Origin of the sequence: Arthrobacter sp. EPSL27 (assembly GCF_001512305.1) — a bacterium.
Taxonomy (GTDB): domain Bacteria; phylum Actinomycetota; class Actinomycetes; order Actinomycetales; family Micrococcaceae; genus Arthrobacter.
On sequence record NZ_LNUT01000001.1, the window covers coordinates 1 to 16,115 of the forward strand.

At 68.0% G+C, this 16,115-nt stretch carries 14 protein-coding genes; 6 read left to right on the top strand and 8 right to left on the bottom strand.

Going from position 1 to position 16,115, the window contains the following annotated elements; all coding sequences use genetic code 11:
- Window positions 1-179 precede the first annotated feature (179 nt).
- Window positions 180-1,151 carry a formimidoylglutamase gene (hutG, locus tag AR539_RS00005; protein ID WP_066430982.1) on the top strand — a complete coding sequence of 324 codons (972 nt, stop codon included), beginning with the start codon at window positions 180-182 and terminating at the stop codon, window positions 1,149-1,151.
- Window positions 1,152-1,171: 20 nt separating this feature from the next.
- Here hutG and AR539_RS00010 read toward each other — a convergent pair whose 3' ends face one another.
- From AR539_RS00010 to AR539_RS00035, 6 genes are all read right to left on the bottom strand, one after another.
- On the bottom strand, window positions 1,172-2,476 hold the full coding sequence (locus AR539_RS00010) for a cation:proton antiporter (RefSeq protein WP_066430987.1): 1,305 nt from the start codon (window positions 2,474-2,476) through the stop codon (window positions 1,172-1,174).
- 120 nt (window positions 2,477-2,596) lie between these two features.
- On the bottom strand, window positions 2,597-2,833 hold the full coding sequence (locus AR539_RS00015; protein ID WP_066430990.1) for a hypothetical protein: 237 nt from the start codon (window positions 2,831-2,833) through the stop codon (window positions 2,597-2,599).
- A 150-nt stretch (window positions 2,834-2,983) separates the two neighbouring features.
- The gene (gene hutH, locus AR539_RS00020; protein ID WP_442854383.1) at window positions 2,984-4,630 is read right to left on the bottom strand and encodes a histidine ammonia-lyase; all 1,647 of its coding nucleotides are present in this window, start codon (window positions 4,628-4,630) and stop codon (window positions 2,984-2,986) included.
- Between the two features lie 116 nt (window positions 4,631-4,746).
- Entirely contained in the window at window positions 4,747-6,444 is a 1,698-nt protein-coding gene (gene hutU / locus AR539_RS00025; RefSeq protein ID WP_066430998.1) for a urocanate hydratase, read from the bottom strand.
- A 659-nt stretch (window positions 6,445-7,103) separates the two neighbouring features.
- The gene (locus AR539_RS00030; RefSeq protein WP_066431002.1) at window positions 7,104-7,583 is read right to left on the bottom strand and encodes a GtrA family protein; all 480 of its coding nucleotides are present in this window, start codon (window positions 7,581-7,583) and stop codon (window positions 7,104-7,106) included.
- 4 nt (window positions 7,584-7,587) lie between these two features.
- Window positions 7,588-8,256 (bottom strand): DUF1684 domain-containing protein, encoded by a 669-nt coding sequence (locus AR539_RS00035; RefSeq protein WP_066431004.1) that lies wholly within the window; start codon window positions 8,254-8,256, stop codon window positions 7,588-7,590.
- Between the two features lie 51 nt (window positions 8,257-8,307).
- On the opposite strand from AR539_RS00035, the gene AR539_RS00040 reads away from it, so the two are divergent.
- Both AR539_RS00040 and AR539_RS00045 read left to right on the top strand, forming a co-directional pair.
- The gene (locus tag AR539_RS00040) at window positions 8,308-9,144 is read left to right on the top strand and encodes a hypothetical protein (protein ID WP_066431008.1); all 837 of its coding nucleotides are present in this window, start codon (window positions 8,308-8,310) and stop codon (window positions 9,142-9,144) included.
- A 70-nt stretch (window positions 9,145-9,214) separates the two neighbouring features.
- Entirely contained in the window at window positions 9,215-10,021 is an 807-nt protein-coding gene (locus tag AR539_RS00045) for a transglutaminase-like domain-containing protein (protein WP_066431011.1), read from the top strand.
- A gap of 81 nt (window positions 10,022-10,102) precedes the next feature.
- Here AR539_RS00045 and AR539_RS00050 read toward each other — a convergent pair whose 3' ends face one another.
- Window positions 10,103-10,561: a MarR family winged helix-turn-helix transcriptional regulator gene (locus AR539_RS00050; RefSeq protein WP_066431018.1), complete on the bottom strand. Its 459-nt coding sequence runs from the start codon at window positions 10,559-10,561 to the stop codon at window positions 10,103-10,105.
- Window positions 10,561-11,691, bottom strand: a complete 1,131-nt coding sequence (locus AR539_RS00055; RefSeq protein ID WP_066431021.1) for an LLM class flavin-dependent oxidoreductase — start codon at window positions 11,689-11,691, stop codon at window positions 10,561-10,563. Before AR539_RS00055 ends, AR539_RS00050 begins: the two co-directional genes overlap by 1 nt.
- Before the next feature lie 219 nt (window positions 11,692-11,910).
- Between AR539_RS00055 and AR539_RS00060 the strand changes: the two genes are divergently transcribed.
- The 3 genes from AR539_RS00060 (at window position 11,911) to AR539_RS00070 (ending at window position 16,084) form a co-directional block, all read left to right on the top strand.
- Window positions 11,911-12,924, top strand: a complete 1,014-nt coding sequence (locus tag AR539_RS00060) for a M20/M25/M40 family metallo-hydrolase (protein WP_157360875.1) — start codon at window positions 11,911-11,913, stop codon at window positions 12,922-12,924.
- A gap of 280 nt (window positions 12,925-13,204) precedes the next feature.
- Window positions 13,205-14,476 (top strand): diaminobutyrate--2-oxoglutarate transaminase, encoded by a 1,272-nt coding sequence (ectB, locus tag AR539_RS00065; protein ID WP_066431022.1) that lies wholly within the window; start codon window positions 13,205-13,207, stop codon window positions 14,474-14,476.
- A gap of 210 nt (window positions 14,477-14,686) precedes the next feature.
- A complete protein-coding gene (locus AR539_RS00070) occupies window positions 14,687-16,084 on the top strand; it encodes an aspartate kinase (RefSeq protein ID WP_331457455.1) in 1,398 nt (465 codons plus the stop codon).
- The last annotated feature ends 31 nt before the right edge of the window (window positions 16,085-16,115 follow it).

Genomic DNA, 16,115 nt, shown 5'->3' on the forward strand with positions numbered 1-16,115 from the left:
GTCCGAAATCCCGGAACCTGCGCTTAAACGCCGCCGAGTTCGCACTTCGCGGCAGTGTTTCCGGGAAACATTGCTGTGAAGTGCGGACTCGGCGGCGTTTAAGCGCAGGTTCCGGGATTTCGGACAGCCCGACGGCGGCGCTGCTGGTTTTCCGGCCCCGGCTGGGGTGAGCTAGGACCATGGTTTCTCCTGCACCCTCCGTTGATGTCCCGCCGCAGCCCTGGACCGGGCGGTTCGACGGCGACGGCCCCGAGCACCGGCGCTGGTGGCAGGCCGTCGCCCCGTACACGCCGCCCCGTGGCCCGTCAGGATCCGCTGCCCGCCCGGCAGGCGCCCGCCCGGCCGTGATTCTCGGCTTCGGCAGCGACGCCGGGGTGCGCCGCAACAAGGGCCGCATCGGCGCCGCCGCAGCCCCCGCCGCGATCCGCGCCGCGATGGGCCCGCTCGCGTTCCATCTGGACCGGGACGTCCGCGACGCCGGTGACGTCACCGTGGCCGGCGACGCCCTGGAGGCAGGGCAGGCGCGGGCCGGGCTCGCCATTACCGGCCTGCTCGACGCCGGCCAGCTGCCCGTGGTGTTGGGCGGCGGCCACGAGACCGCGTTCGCGAGCTACCTGGGCGTGGCCGGTTCGGCCGCCGTCCGCGAGGGCCTGCGCGTGGGGGTGCTGAACCTGGACGCCCACTTCGACCTCCGGGACGAGGCGGTGCCAAGTTCCGGCACGCCGTTCCTGCAGATGGCCCGCGCGGAAGCCGCCGCGGGCAGGGAACTGCAGTACGCCGTCGTCGGCATCTCCGAGCCGAACAACACCCGGGCGCTGTTCCGGACCGCCGACGAGCTGGGGGTGGACTACCTGCTGGACGAGGACAGCTCGGCGGAAGCCGCGCGCGTGTTCGTGGCCGCGTTCCTGGCGCAGGTTGACGCGCTGTACCTGACCATCGACCTGGACGTCCTGCCGGCGTCCGTGGCGCCCGGCGTCAGCGCCCCGGCCGCGTACGGCGTGCCGCTGCCGGTCATCAGCGCCGTGTGCCGCCAGGTGGCTGAGAGCGGGAAGCTCCTGCACCTGGACATCGCCGAGCTGAACCCGGAGTTCGATATCGACGGCCGGACGGCCAGGGTCGCGGCCCGGCTGATCACCACGCTGCTGGGGTAGCCGGGGGCACCGAGGCCAGGTCAGATGGGTGTTTTCGGCGCCTTGCCCTCGTCGCCGTGCTGTTGCACGGCCTTGCGTTCGCGGAGCCGGTCCAGCCGGTTCATGACGGGAGCAGTGGTGGCCCCGTGCAGCACGATGGAGGTCGCGACCACCAGGCCGATGAACGCCCACAGTTCCTCGGCCTGGGCACCGAAGTCGCCCTTGCTGAGGGCGTACGCGAGGTAGTAGAGCGACCCAATGCCGCGGATGCCGAAGAAGGCAATGGCGATCCGTTCCCGCGGACCGGTTTTCCCTCTGGCCAGGCCGATCCAGCCGGCCAGCGGACGGACGAGCAGCAGGAACATGAGGGCGACCAGGACCTCCGCCCAGCCGATGCCGGCAAGCAGGCCCCGGGCAATCGCACCGCCCAGCAGCACCAGGATGACCACCGTCATGAGCCGTTCCAGCTGCTCGACATAGGAGTGCATCACGCGGTGGAACCCGTGCGTTCGTTCCGCCGCGCGGATGGTGACGGCGCAGACAAAGACGGCGATAAACCCATAGCCTTCCAGCATTTCCGTCACCCCGTAGGCCAGGAATGTCGCCGCCAGCGCTACGAAGCCCTCGGAGTGGCTGGACAGCCGGATGCTGTCACGGGCCGAAAAGAACAGCCGGCTCAGTGCCTTCCCCGCCAGCCAGCCGAGCAGTACGCCCATGCCGATCCGCCACAGGACATCGGTGAAGAACCAGGAAACGAACCACTCGGAGGGATCGGTGCCCACCAAGCTGATGGCGATGGCCAGATAGACGAACGGGAAGGCCAGCCCGTCGTTCAGGCCTGCTTCGGAGGTGAGGCCGAAACGGATTTCGTCTTCGCCGCGCTCGGTTTCTTCCTCATCGTCGGCGGGCTCGCCCACCTGGACTTCAGAGGCCAGCACGGGGTCGGTCGGCGCGAGCGCCGCCGCGACCAGCAGTGCGGCTCCGAGCCCGAGCCCCAGGATCCCGAGGCCCAGCAGGGTAAGGGCGACAATGCAGATCGGCATGGCCACACCCAGCATCCGCCAGGTGGTTGACCAAGCGCGCCTGCCCACGGGTCGGTCGAGCGCGAGGCCGGCGCCCATCAAAGAGATGATGACGCAGACTTCAGTCAGGTGGGTGGTGAACTCCCCGTACTGCAGCGGGTCCGGGTCCGGCAGTTCCGGGATAAACGTGAACGCCAGCATGCCGGCCGCCAGGAAGACCATCGGCATGGACAGCGGGGCCCTGCGAAGCAGCCTGGGCAAAAGGGCGGCAGCGAAGACCGCCAGGCCTGCCGCCGCGAAAATGATGCTGGGAGCCTCAAACACTGCGCATTCCTTCTGCCGGGGCCCGGAAGCCCGGGAAGGGGAAACTAAGGGGGCGCCGTTCCATTGGAACGGCGCCCCCTCTCCAAAGATACGCGCAGACGGCTCGAAACGCGGTGTGGGCTAGCTGCGGCGCACTTCCACGCCGTCGGATTTCAGGAAGAGCTCCGTCTCCGACGGCGCTGCCGGCACCAGCCAGAGCACGTTGCCGCTCAGTGAGACTTCCTCGACCTCGCCGGCAGCCAAAACCTGTGCATGCTTGAGGATCTCCACCCGGTCGCCGGCCTTGAGGCTGCGCCAGTCGGAAACCGCCGTGGCCGAGGCCAGGCGCCTGGACATAACTGTCCCGCGTGCTTTCATGAACTTCTACCCCTTTGTATATGTTCTGTATCACAACGTCTTTGGTGCGACGTTCCATTTGTACTACACTTCCGGCGCCCCCGAAGGCCGTGTTGCCCACTATTTCGGGGGCGCCGGAAATTGTTTATCCGAACTGCATTTTGTTTTCCCTCAGGCGAGATTTCCGACGGCGGATTCGGCCGCCGCCCGGACGGCACCTGATGCGACGAGCCGGTCCGCTGCCTCCAGCTCCGGGGACAGGAACCGGTCTGTGCCGGGACCCTCCACCACGTCGCGCAGCGCCGAGATCACGGCCGTGCCTGCGGGGCCCGGGGTGAGTTCCCCGCCGGAGAGCTGCGTGCGGATGTCGAGTGCCCGCGCGGAGGTCACCAGCTCCACCGCGAGGACGCGGCGCAGGTTCTCCACGGCGCGGCGGAGCTTGCGGGCCGCGTGCCAGCCCATGGAGACGTGGTCCTCCTGCATCGCGGAACTCGGAATCGAGTCCACCGACGCCGGGACGGCCAGCCGCTTGTTGTCCGAGACCAGCCCGGCCTGGGTGTACTGGGCGATCATCAGGCCGGAGTCGACGCCGGGGTCCGCGGCGAGGAAGGCCGGCAGCCCGTGCGAGCGGGCGGGGTCCAGCATCCGGTCGGTCCGCCGTTCCGCGATGGAGCTCAGGTCGGCGACGGCGATGGCCAGGAAGTCCAGCACGTAGGCCACGGGGGCGCCGTGGAAGTTGCCGTTCGAGCTGACCCGGCCGTCGGGCAGGACCACGGGGTTGTCGATCGCGGCGGCCAGTTCGCGGGACGCCACCAGGGCGGCGTGGTCCACGGTGTCGCGGACAGCGCCGGACACCTGCGGGGCGCAGCGCAGCGAGTAGGCGTCCTGGACCTTGGTGTCGTTGATCCGGTGCGAGGCCACGATCGGGGAATCGGACAGGACCCGGAGCATGTTGTCGGCGGAAGCGGCCTGGCCCGGGTGCGGGCGGAGTGCCGCGTGCAGCTCGGGCAGGAACACCTGGTCGGTGCCCAGCAGCGCCTCGACGCTGAGCGCGGCGGTGATGTCCGCCGTCGTGAGCAGCTGGCGGATGTCCGCGATGGCCATCAGCAGCATGCCCAGCATGCCCTCGGTGCCGTTGACCAGCGCCAGGCCCTCCTTTTCGGCGAGGGTGACGGGTTCGATTCCGTGGGCGGCGAGGAGCTCCGCGACGGGGCGTGTTCCGGCGGCGCCGTACAGTTCGCCGTCGGGGCCGGTAGCTTCGCCTTCGCCCATGAGGACAACGGCGCAGTGCGACAGCGGGGCGAGGTCGCCGGAGCAGCCGAGGGAGCCGAATTCGCGGACCACCGGGGTGATGCCGGCGTTGAGGACGTCCACCATGGTCTGCAGGACCACAGGGCGGACGCCGGTGCGGCCGGAGGCGAGGGTCTTGGCGCGCAGGAACATGATGCCGCGGACCACCTCGCGTTCCACGGCCGGGCCCATGCCGGCGGCGTGGCTGCGGATCAGGGACTTCTGCAGCTGGGTGCGCAGCTCCGTGGGGATGTGCCGGTTGGCCAGGGCGCCGAACCCGGTGGAGATGCCGTACGCGGGGGTCTCGCTGTGGGCCAGTCCGTCAATGTGGGCGCGGACCTTGGCGACGGTGTCGAGGGCGTCCTGGGCGATGGTCACCCGGGCGTCGTGGCGGGCGACGGCGACGACGTCCTCGGGGGTGACGCCGCTGGAGCCGAGGGTGACGGTGAGCGGTTCATGGGTTGGGGCCACGCGGCCGGGGTTCCCTGGCCGAGCTTGCGAGGTTAGGGAGGTTGTGGGGATGGTCATTGCGATCTTCCTAAATCTGAGGTTTGAGCCGGGCTCCCCCGTCGATTGCTCCGTAGCGGCCCTTTTCAAGGCTCAAAACGGCGGTTGCGGAGCAATCGACGGGGGTGGGGGCTGGGTTAGCGGGATTCCGTCATGGGGATGCGGACGCCGCGTTCCTTGGCGACCTCGAGGGCGCGGTCGTAGCCGGCGTCGGCGTGGCGGATGACGCCCATGCCGGGGTCGTTGGTGAGGAGGCGCTCGAGTTTCTGCGCCGCGAGGTCGGTGCCGTCCGCGACCGAGACCTGGCCGGCGTGGAGGGAGCGGCCGATCCCGACGCCGCCGCCGTGGTGGAGGGAGACCCACGTGGCGCCTGAGGCGGTGTTGAGCAGGGCGTTGAGCAGCGGCCAGTCGGCGATTGCGTCCGAGCCGTCGGCCATGGCCTCGGTTTCCCGGTAGGGGGACGCGACGGAGCCGGAGTCGAGGTGGTCGCGGCCGATCACGATGGGCGCTTTGACCTTGCCCTCCTTGACGAGCCGGTTGAACAGCAGCCCGGCCTTGGCTCGTTCGCCGTAGCCCAGCCAGCAGATGCGGGCGGGCAGGCCTTCGAACTCGACCCGTTCCTGCGCGGCATCGATCCAGCGGTGCAGGTGCTTGTTCTCCGGGAAGAGCTCCTTGATGGCCTCGTCGGTGACGCGGATGTCCTCGGGGTCGCCGGAGAGGGCAACCCAGCGGAACGGGCCGAGGCCCTCGCAGAAGAGCGGGCGGATGTAGGCCGGGACGAAACCGGGGAACTCGAAGGCCCGGGCATAGCCGCCCTTGCGGGCCTCGTCGCGGATGGAGTTGCCGTAGTCGAAGACCTCGGCGCCGGCGTCCTGGAACTCGACCATGGCCTGGACGTGCCGGGCCATCGAGGCCTGGGCCTTTTTGGTGAAACCGTCCGGGTCGGCGGCGGCCTCGCGGTGCCATTCCTCGACCGTGATGCCCTCGGGCAGGTAGCTCAGCGGATCGTGCGCGGACGTCTGGTCGGTGACGATGTCCACGGTGAGCTCGCCGGCGTTGTGGCGGCGCAGGATCTCGGGGAAGACCTCCGCGGCGTTGCCGACGTAGCCCACGGACCAGCCGCGGCGCTCTGCCTTGGCCGCCAGGACCTTGGCGATCGCGGCGTCGAGGTCCGTCTCAACCTCGTCGAGGTAGCGCTTGCCGGCGCGGCGGCGCAGGCGGGTCTCGTCGACGTCGACAATCAGGCAGGCGCCGTCGTTCAGGGTGACGGCGAGCGGCTGCGCGCCGCCCATGCCGCCGCAGCCGCCGGTGAGGGTCAGGGTGCCGGCGAGGGTGCCGTTCTCGTCGCCGGTGAGCTTCCGGGCGATCGCGGCGAAGGTCTCGAACGTGCCCTGCAGGATGCCCTGGGTGCCGATGTAGATCCACGACCCGGCGGTCATCTGGCCGTACATCATCAGGCCCTCGGCCTCCAGCCGGCGGAACTCGGGCCAGGTGGCCCAGTCGCCTACGAGGTTGGAGTTGGCCAGCAGCACCCGCGGGGCCCATTCGTTGGTGCGGAACACGCCCACCGGCTTGCCGGACTGGACCAGGAGGGTCTCGTCCTTGTCCATGGTTTCCAGGGTGCGGGTGATCGCATCGAACGCGGCCCAGGACCGGACGGCGCGCCCGGTGCCGCCGTAGACCACCAGGTCATCCGGGCGCTCGGCGACCTCCGGGTCCAGGTTGTTCATGAGCATGCGCAGCGGGGCTTCCGTCTGCCAGCTCTTGGCGGTGAGCTTGGTGCCGCGGGCTGCTTTGACCGGGCGGGCACCGGTGGTGAAATCGGCGGGTGCCATGGGGGCTCCTTTGTGTCGTGGTGGTTCGGAACGGCGGATCGGCGGGGATGGGGTTCTGTATCAACTAAAGCCTGTCCGGGGCGGCGGAAACAGGGCCCGCAGCCGGGTGCTGTCCGGTATTCCAGACAAGCCCGGCAGGCACGTCCGCCCGGCGTTGCCCTATCACTTTTGGGCCCCAAAACGCCCGGATGGCCCCTGTTGAGTCTCATGACTTAATGGACATTTCTGTCTCAAGACATCGTGGACAGTGTGTCTCAGGACATCGTGGACACTCTGGCCGGTTTTGCTCGGATCATGAGCAAAATGCACCCCGATATCAAGATCCGGCACTTGGTGGCGACATGGCCTGACCACGCCGAGAGGGGTGCGGTTACACAGTTCTGTCGCCGCCATAAGGTGTCCCGGGACACCTTATGGCGGCGACAGAACTGTGTAACCGCACCCCTCTCGGCGTGGTCAGGCCATGTCGCCACCAAGTGCCGGATCTTGATATCGGGGTGCATTTTGCTCATGATCCGAGCAAAACCGGCAAGAGTGTCCACGATGTCCTGAGACACACTGTCCACGATGTCTTGAGACAGAAATGTCCATTAAGTCATGAGACTCAACACCTGCTCCCAAGTGCTCAGAGGGACGTTATCTGATAGGTCAACCGCTGGTCAGCGGTGCCGGGCCCGCCGGAAGATCCAGTGCCGCAGCAGGGTGAAGCGCACGGCCGTGGCAGCGAAGCCGGAGAGTGTGGTGGTCCACAGCTCGTCGGCCACGGTGGCGGCGGGGTTGATCCAGTGCAGCACGCCCAGGCTGCCGCCGGTAATCAGGAGCGCCACCAGGATCACGATCAGCCCGTTGAGGTGGTCGCGCTTCATCCGGTGGCGTTCAGTGATTTTGAAGGTCAACCGCCGGTTCAGCGCGGTATTCATCAGCGAGGTCAGCACCAGGGCGGTCGCGTTGGCTGGCTGCGAGCCGACATACGGGCGGAGGAACGCGTACAGCGCCAGCGACGTGGCCGTGCAGACGGCGCCGACGGCGGTGAACCTCAGCAGCTGCCGGACCAGCGGGTAGCGCAGGACGCCGCGGTGCCGGCGGCGGGCCGGAACCCGCGCAGGCGCAGCGGAGGTCTGCTCGAGCTGGGCATCCATCCGTTCAGTACAGCTCGCCGGCAGGGATCTCCACGGCAAGGCGGTTGGACGGGCCCGCGAGGGGGCATGCCCACGCTTCGTTGTAGGCGCAGGACGGGTTGTAGGCGAAGTTGAAGTCCACCACGAACTCCTCCCGGGTGCCGGTGACGCCGTGATAGGCGCCCTTGATAGTGTCCAGCAGGTAGCGGCCCGCGCCGTAGCTGCCGCCCGGCTGCCCGGCCGTGGCATCCCGGAACGGCACAAAGATCCCGCCGCCGTAGCCGTGGAGCTTCCACACGGCAAGCTGACCCATCTCGGGCAGGTCGAAGGTGCCCAGCCGGACGAACCGCACCAGCCCGTCGGTCCCGGTCTCGACGTTCATCTCACGCCCCGCGCCTTCGCCCGTCAGGGGGATGTGGAAGCGGTAGATGGGATCGTAGTCCGCGGTCTTCAGCCCGCCGAAGCCGGACTTGGCCTCCGCCGTTAGCGGCGATGCGGGGTGCGTGCCGAACATGCGGTCGCGCTCCTGGCGCCAGTAGGCGTGCGCCTCGGCCGGATCGTCCGCCGCAATCTTCCGCACGTTGGCGTAGAGCGCAAAGGTCCGGAGCCGCCAGTCCGCGATGTCGACGGCGGAGATGTCCGCCACGCTGTCCTGGGCCCGGAAATCCGTGGAGCCAAAATCCTGATCCGCCATGTCCCCAGCGTATCCCGCTTTCCCCGCGGCGAATTTCGCTACGCTGGCACCATGACAGGGACGGACTCCTTCCGGCCGGCTTCGGCCCGCGGCCTCCGCGCCGCCGCTGCCCTGGCGCTCGCCGCCGCACTGGCCGGCGCGCTGGCCGGCTGCAGCAGCGGCGGCACCGGCACCCCGGCCTGGACGGCGGGCGGCAGCCCCGGGGCAACGGAATCATCGGCAGGAACAACCGCGCCGGCACCCACCGGCACCGCGGGTTCCGCCGCACCCGGTCCCACTGCCGGCACCGCGGACCCCGGCCCGACGGCGTCGGGCTGGAAGGTCTATTCGGACCCGGCCAAGACGGTCAGCTTCGAACTCCCGCAGGAATGGATTGCACAGTCGGTGGCACCGGGGGAGGGGACCCTGCCCGGCGCGCTCAAGATCGAGGTCAAGGACGCCGACGGCGGCTACCTCGCCACCCTGCAGACGGGGCTGCAGCCCCGGCCTGCCGCGGCCTGCGCCGAGGACGCCGCGAAACCCTACGTGGTGGTCAGCAGTGTCCCGGTGGAACTGCCGCACCGCGGCGGCGAGGGCACCATCGAGCCCAGGGTGGTCTTCCGGGTCATCCAGGGGTACAAGTTCTTCGGCTCCTATGGCATCACCAACGTGGTGGGCGGCACGGACGGAATGTCCTGCGCGCTGCAGAACCTGGTGCGGGGACCCGACGGCACAGGGGACTACGCTTTCGGCGACCTGACCGAGCTGAGGGCGTTCGCCACGGACCAGAAAGTCGCGCCGGCCAAGGCCTTTGACACCCTCGCGGAGGCGGCCGCCTACGTCAACGAGAGCCCGGAATTTGCCAACGTCCAGCGGATGCTAATGTCTCTGGAGATCAAAGGCCAGTAACGCCCCGCCCCACCATCCCGGGGCGGCGATGCCGGCACCACCCGCCGTACACCCACACCCCCGGAGATACATGCACCGCTCTGTAGCCGCCCGCCTGGCCTTCAAAACAGTGGCCGACACCAAGGTCGCCCTGGCGGTGTCCGTGGCACGCAATCCCGGCTACAGCAGCTTCGTGGAGTCCCTGTCGGTAACGTCAGGCGGCGAGGACGTGCCGCTGACCGAGCTCTCCGACCACCACGGCGGGCGCTTCCACTACATGGAATTCGCCGATCCCACCGAAGTGCTGGTGGAGTATTCGGCCGAGGTCTCCGGGTTCGCGGCGCCCGAGGAACCCGGGCTGATGGAACTCATCCGCTATGTCCGGCCCAGCCGCTACGCCGAGTCGGACCGGCTGCTGCCCACCGCCTACGCGGAGTTCGGCGGCCTGCAGGGCGGAGAGCTGGTGAACGCCGTGCGCAGCTGGGTCTTCAGCGAACTGCGCTACATCAGCGGATCCTCACGCGGGACCGACGGCGCCGTCGAGACGCTGCTGCACCGGCGCGGGGTCTGCCGCGACTTTGCCCATCTGGCCATCTCCCTGCTGCGCGCCAAGAACGTCCCGGCACGGCTGGCCGCTGTGTACGCCCCTGGCCTGAGCCCGATGGACTTCCACGCCGTGGCGGAGGCGCACCTCAACGGCGCTTGGCACGTCATCGATCCCACCGGCCTGGCGCCGCGGGAGGCCATGCTGCGCATCACGGCGGGCCGGGACTCCTCGGACACGGCCTTCCTGTCGACGGTGGGCGGCAGCCTGTCGCTGACCCAGCTGCAGGTCTCCGCCGTCGTCGACGGCGACCTGCCGGACGAGGACCCGGCGAAGCTCGTCACCATCCGTTAGGGAACTCCCGCCGCGCGGCGTCCGGCCCCCCTGAGGGCGACCGCGACGGCGGCTGCGCGCCTTAGACGGCGGCTGCGCGCCTCAGCGGGACGCCACGGAGGCGCGCAGCTTTTCCGTCAGGCGCAACAGCTCCTGCTGCTCGGCGGCCGTCAGTGCCGGTCCCACCAAGGCCGCAATGTCGCGGACATGCTCCCGGCCGATGTCCTTCTGCAGCTCCCGGCCGGCTTCGGTGAGCCGGACCAGGACGCCGCGGCCGTCGTCGGGCGCCGGCATCCGCTCCACGAGGCCGCGCTTTTCAAGCCGTTCCACAAGCCGGCTCAGGCTGGACTGGCTGAGCAGCACGTTGTCGTTGAGTTCGTTCTGGCGGAGCCAGCCGGACGGGCAGCGGGAGAGAGTAAACAGCACGTCGTATTCGTTGACGGCGAGGTTTTTGAACGCCGGGCCCGCGCCCAGGCGGCGCATCACCGCCACCTGGGCACGGAACAGGGACTCCCAGGCCTCCGCGGCCAGGCGCACCGGCGATTCGGTCCGGGCGGACATCACGCCCCCTTAAGGCCGGTGGGGCTGGCGGGCTGGCCGGCAGACTGCCCTGCTGCGGCGACCGACGCCGCGACGCGGCCGGCGTGGGTGGGCGGCTCGGGGATGTGGGCCGGAGTCTTCTCGGCGTATTCCTTGCGCAGGACGGGCAGCACCTCTTCGCCGAACAGGTCCAGCTGCTCCAGCACGGTCTTCAGCGGAAGTCCCGCGTGGTCGATCAGGAACAGCTGGCGCTGGTAGTCGCCGAAGTACTCCCGGAACGTCAGGGTCTTTTCGATGACTTCCTGCGGGCTGCCCACCGTGAGCGGGGTCTGCGCGGTGAAATCCTCCAGCGACGGGCCGTGGCCATAGACGGGGGCGTTGTCGAAGTACGGGCGGAACTCCTTCACGGCGTCCTGCGAGTTCTTCCGCATGAAGAACTGGCCGCCGAGGCCCACGATGGCCTGGTCCGCCGCGCCGTGGCCATAGTGCTCGTAGCGTTCGCGGTAGAGGCCGATCAGCTGCTGGTAGTGCTCCTTGGGCCAGAAGATGTTGTTCGCGAAGAACCCGTCACCGTAGTAGGCGGCCACTTCCGCGATCTGCGGGGTGCGGATGGAACCGTGCCACACAAAGGGGGCGACGCCGTCGAGCGGGCGCGGGGTGGACGTGAAGTTCTGCAGCGGCGTGCGGTGCTTGCCGGACCAGTTGACGGTGTCCTCGTCCCAGAGGCGGCGCAGCAGGGAGTAGTTCTCGATCGCGAGCTCGATCCCGTCCTGGATGTTCTTGCCGAACCAGGGGTACACGGGGGCGGTGTTGCCGCGGCCCAGCACCAGGTCCACGCGGCCGTCGGCCAGGTGCTGGAGCATCGCGAAGTCCTCGGCGATCTTCACCGGATCGTTGGTGGTGATCAGCGTGGTGGCCGTGGACAGGATGATGCGCTCGGTCTGGGCCGCGATGTACGCCAGGGTGGTGGTGGGGGAGGAGGAGAAGAACGGGCGGTTGTGGTGCTCGCCGAGGGCGTAGACGTCCATGCCGATCTCTTCGACTTTTTTGGCGATCGCCACGGACGCCTTGATCCGCTCGTGTTCGGTGGGGGTGCGGCCCGTGGTGGGGTCCGTGGTGATGTCGCTGACGCTGAATACGCCGATCTGCATGGTGTGCCTTTCCGTGGCCGGAGACTTCCGGGTGCCGTTTCTACTATAGCCGATTTACATGCATTTGCATCTATCGCCCTGTATAACGTGCGCCGTGTCCGGTTATTCCCGCCCCGAATGCGCCTCCCGCGAAGCATCTGCCGGTTGCCGTCGGTCGGGTCCACGCCCTTTCCCTTCCCCGGCGCGGACGTTATCTTCGAACCCTGGAGGGATACCCACATGATGAAAAGGCACGGACGGATCGCCGCCGCACTCTTGCTGGTCCTGTGTTTCCTGGTGTCCGGATGCACCGCCTCCCGCCTCGAACCGGCCTCCGGCGTGGACGCCCGGGCGGTGCTGGAATCCTTCAAGACCCGGAACCTGGTGGGCCATCTTGAGGCGCTGCAGCAGATCGCCGACGACAATGACGGCACCCGCGCCTCCGGGACTTCCGGGTATGAGGAGTCCGGCCGTTACGTTGAGGAGCAGCTGCGCGCGGCCGGGTACACGCCGGTCCGGCAGGCGTTTACGTTCCGGGCCGAAGGCAAGAACGGGAAAAGGGTGGAGAGCTTCAACATCCTCGCCGAGACCGGCGGCACCGCCGCCCGCACGGTGGTGGTGGGCGGCCACCTGGATTCGGTCCGTAAGGGCCCGGGCATCAACGACAACGCCAGCGGCGTCGCGGCCATCCTCGAGACGGCCAAATGGATGAAGGAAAACGGGATCACCCCGGCCAACCGGGTGGTGTTTGCGTTCTGGGGCGGCGAGGAGGACGGGCTCTACGGCTCCCAGCACTACGTCGACGAGCTCAGCAAAGCCGAGAAGAACCGCACCGCGGCGAACCTGAATGTCGACATGCTCGCCTCACCGAACGGTGTGCGGTCCATCCACGACGGCGACGGCTCGGACTTCGGCGATGCCGGCCCGTCGGGTTCGAAGGCCATCGAGCAACTGTTCTTCCGGTTCTTCGAGGAGAACTCGCTGGCCGCGGAGGCCACGGTCTTTGACGGCGGATCCGACTACGAGCCGTTCCTGCAGGCCGGCATTCCCGTCGGGGGGCTGTTCAGCGGCGACGTCGAAAAGAAGACCAAGGCCCAGGTGCAGTCCTTCGGCGGGACCAGCGGCAAGGTCCTGGATCCCTGCTACCACAAGGCCTGCGACACCATCGGCAACATCGACTCCGGGCTGTTGGTGGAAATGTCCGCCGCCCTGGCCTACGCCACCGCCTCGTACGCACTGGCTCCCGGAAACTGACCGGCGCTGCCGGGCCGGACAGCGCCCGCAGTTCCCGGTTCATGGACTACTTGACCCTGACAAGCACTTTTGTAAGTACAGCTAAGTAGAGCCTGCCGGATACGCGCCGAGATTTCGAGTACGGCCTACGGATCCGTTGGATACCGGCCTTCCATAGTTTGGAGTTATCACCGGTCACTCTTTTGAGGCGCTTTACAACGAGGTAATTCGCATGCAGTGGCCGTTTTCCGGATGTCTGAGCCGTTACTGGGCCGGGGAATAGAACGAAGGAAAGCTACTGATGGATATTTTTGAAACCCTGGAGTCAGAGGTCCGCACCTACTGCCGCAGCTGGGATACCGTTTTTGACCGCGCGGCCGGCAGCACGCTTTACAGCGAGGACGGCAAAGACTATCTGGATTTCTTCTCCGGGGCCGGGGCGCTGAACTACGGACACAACAATCCGGATCTTCTGCGGCCGCTCGTGGAATACCTTCTCTCCGGTGCGATCGTCCATTCCCTGGATATGAAAACAACCGCCAAACGGCGTTTCCTGGAAACATTCTCCGAGCTGATCCTGAAGCCCCGCAGGCTTGACTATAAAGTCATGTTCCCGGGTCCGACGGGGACCAACTCGGTGGAAGCCGCCCTGAAGCTGGCACGGAAAGTCACCGGCAGGACCCACGTCCTCGGCTTTACGAATGCATTCCACGGCATGACCCTCGGCTCACTCGCCGTGACGGGCAATTCCATGAAACGGCAGGGCGCCGGAGTTCCGCTGACCAACACCTCCAGCATTCCCTACGACGGCTTCTTCGACGGACAGACGCCGGATTTCCTCTGGCTCCGCCACGCCTTGGAGGACAGCGGTTCGGGAGTGGACCGGCCCGCCGCGGTCATTGTGGAAACGGTCCAGGGCGAGGGCGGGCTCAGGGCCGCCCGCGCATCCTGGCTCCAGGGCCTCGCCGACCTCTGCCGCCAGCACGGGATCCTGCTGATCGTGGATGACGTCCAGGCAGGCTGCGGACGCACCGGCACGTTCTTCAGTTTCGAGGAAGCCGGGATCACCCCCGATATCGTCTGCCTGTCCAAGTCCATTTCCGGATTCGGCCTGCCGTTGTCCCTGACGCTCTTCAAACCCGAACTGGATATCTGGAAGCCCGGTGAGCACAACGGGACCTTCCGCGGCCACAATCCCGCCTTCGTGACCGGTACTGCCGCCCTGGAGCACTACTGGCAGGACCGCAGCTTTGAATCGCAGGTCGCGGGGCTTGCGTCCCAGCTGCACGACGGCCTGGCCCAGATCGCAGCGCGGACCGAGGGTGCCCGCGTCCGCGGCCGGGGCCTGCTGACGGGTATCTACTACCCCGACCACGAGATGGCCGGCAGGATCGCCGCTGAATCGTTCGAGCGCGGCCTGCTGGTCGAGACCTCCGGGCCCGACGGCGAGGTCGTCAAGACCATGCCACCGCTGACCATCGAGGCGGGGGAACTGCAGAGGGGCCTCGACATATTGGCTGACGCCGCCGAGTCCGTCACCGGCGGGAAGATCGCGGAGAAGTCCATCGCCTAGGGGCCGGCGCAAAGGGAGACATCCGGCGACACGTGACCGATCAGGTATTGAGGTACGGCAAATGAGCACCCAACAGGCAACAGTGGCCCATCAGGATGGATCCGGTACAGCGTCAGCCGCAGCTTTGCGGGCTCTCGCCCGGCCCGGGACGGCGCCTGGATCTCCGGGCAGACCGCCGGAACCGCCGGCCGCGCAGCGGGGGAGCCCGTCGTGCTAGACGAGTGGGGCAGGGTGATGGCCCAGGGGAGCGTCATCGTGCAGAAGTTCGGAGGATCGTCCCTCGCGGACCCCTCCGGCATCCTGCGTGCAGCCGAACGTATCGCCACCACCCGCGAAAACGGGTTCCAGGTGGTGGCGGTGGTATCTGCCATGGGAGACACCACCGACGAGCTCTGCGACCTGGCCGCGGCCGTTTCGACCCGGCCGCGACCCAGCGACCTCGATGCCCTCCTGAGCACAGGCGAGCTGGTGTCCTCGGCGCTCCTGGCCATCGCCCTGTCGGACCGGAACCAGGCACCGGTCACCTTCACAGGCAGCATGGCGGGCCTCATTACCGACGACGTGCACGGCAAGGCGCAGATCACCGACGTCCGGCCGGACCGCATCCGCGCCGCGCTGGCCCGCGGCGAAGTCCCCATTGTCGCGGGGTTCCAGGGGAGGACGAAAAAGGGCAAGAAGGTCACCACCCTCGGGCGGGGCGGCTCCGACCTCACCGCCGTGGCGCTCGCGGCGGCACTCGGGGCGGGCATCTGCGAGATCTATACCGACGTCGACGGTGTCTATACCGCGGACCCGCGCATTGTCCCCAAGGCACGCAAAGTGGGTGTGCTCTCCAGCGAGGTCATGCTGGAGTTCGCGGCGTCCGGATGCAAGGTCCTGCACCTGCGCTGCGTGGAATATGCCCGGCGGTTCGGCATCCCGATCCATGTCCGGTCCTCGTTCGTGCCGGACCTGGGGACGCTGATCCTGCCCGGCCTTGACCGCCACCCCTTCCGCAAGCCTGTCCGGGAGCAGCCCGTGGTCACGGGCGTGGCAGGCGTCAACTCGGCCGCGAAAGTCACTGTGATCGGTGTTCCCGACCGGCCCGACAGCATCGCCCGCATGTTCCAGGTGCTCTCCCATTCGGGGGTGAGCGTCCAGACCATCGTCCAGAACGCTGCCGGCAAAGGATCGTCCCGGTACGACGTCGCCCTCATTGTCCCGGCCACGCAGGCGCCCCCGGCGCTCGCCGTGCTGGGCGACGCACAGCAAACCATCGGCTTCCAGAGCCTGCGGCACGGCGGCCAGGTGGGCAAGGTGTCCGTCACCGGCGTCGGCATGCGGTCCTCGCCGGAAGTTTTCTGCACGTTCCTGAAGACGCTGTACGAGGCCGGGATCGGCCTGGACCTGGTGGAAATTTCAGAGACCTGCGTCGCAGCCATCACCAGCGACGAGCGGCTGGCCGATGCCGAACGGGCGGTCAGGCAGGCGTTCGGCATGGCACCTGCAGCCGTCGATGAAGCACAGCAGCGCCCGGCCCCGCACCACGAGCGGGACCTGGACGGCGGCCCCCGCTGGGGGCACAAGCTCCCCGGTCTGGCCACGAGCCACGCCTCCCGCGGCGGCTGACAGCCGTGACCGCCCCAATTCCCGTGCAACA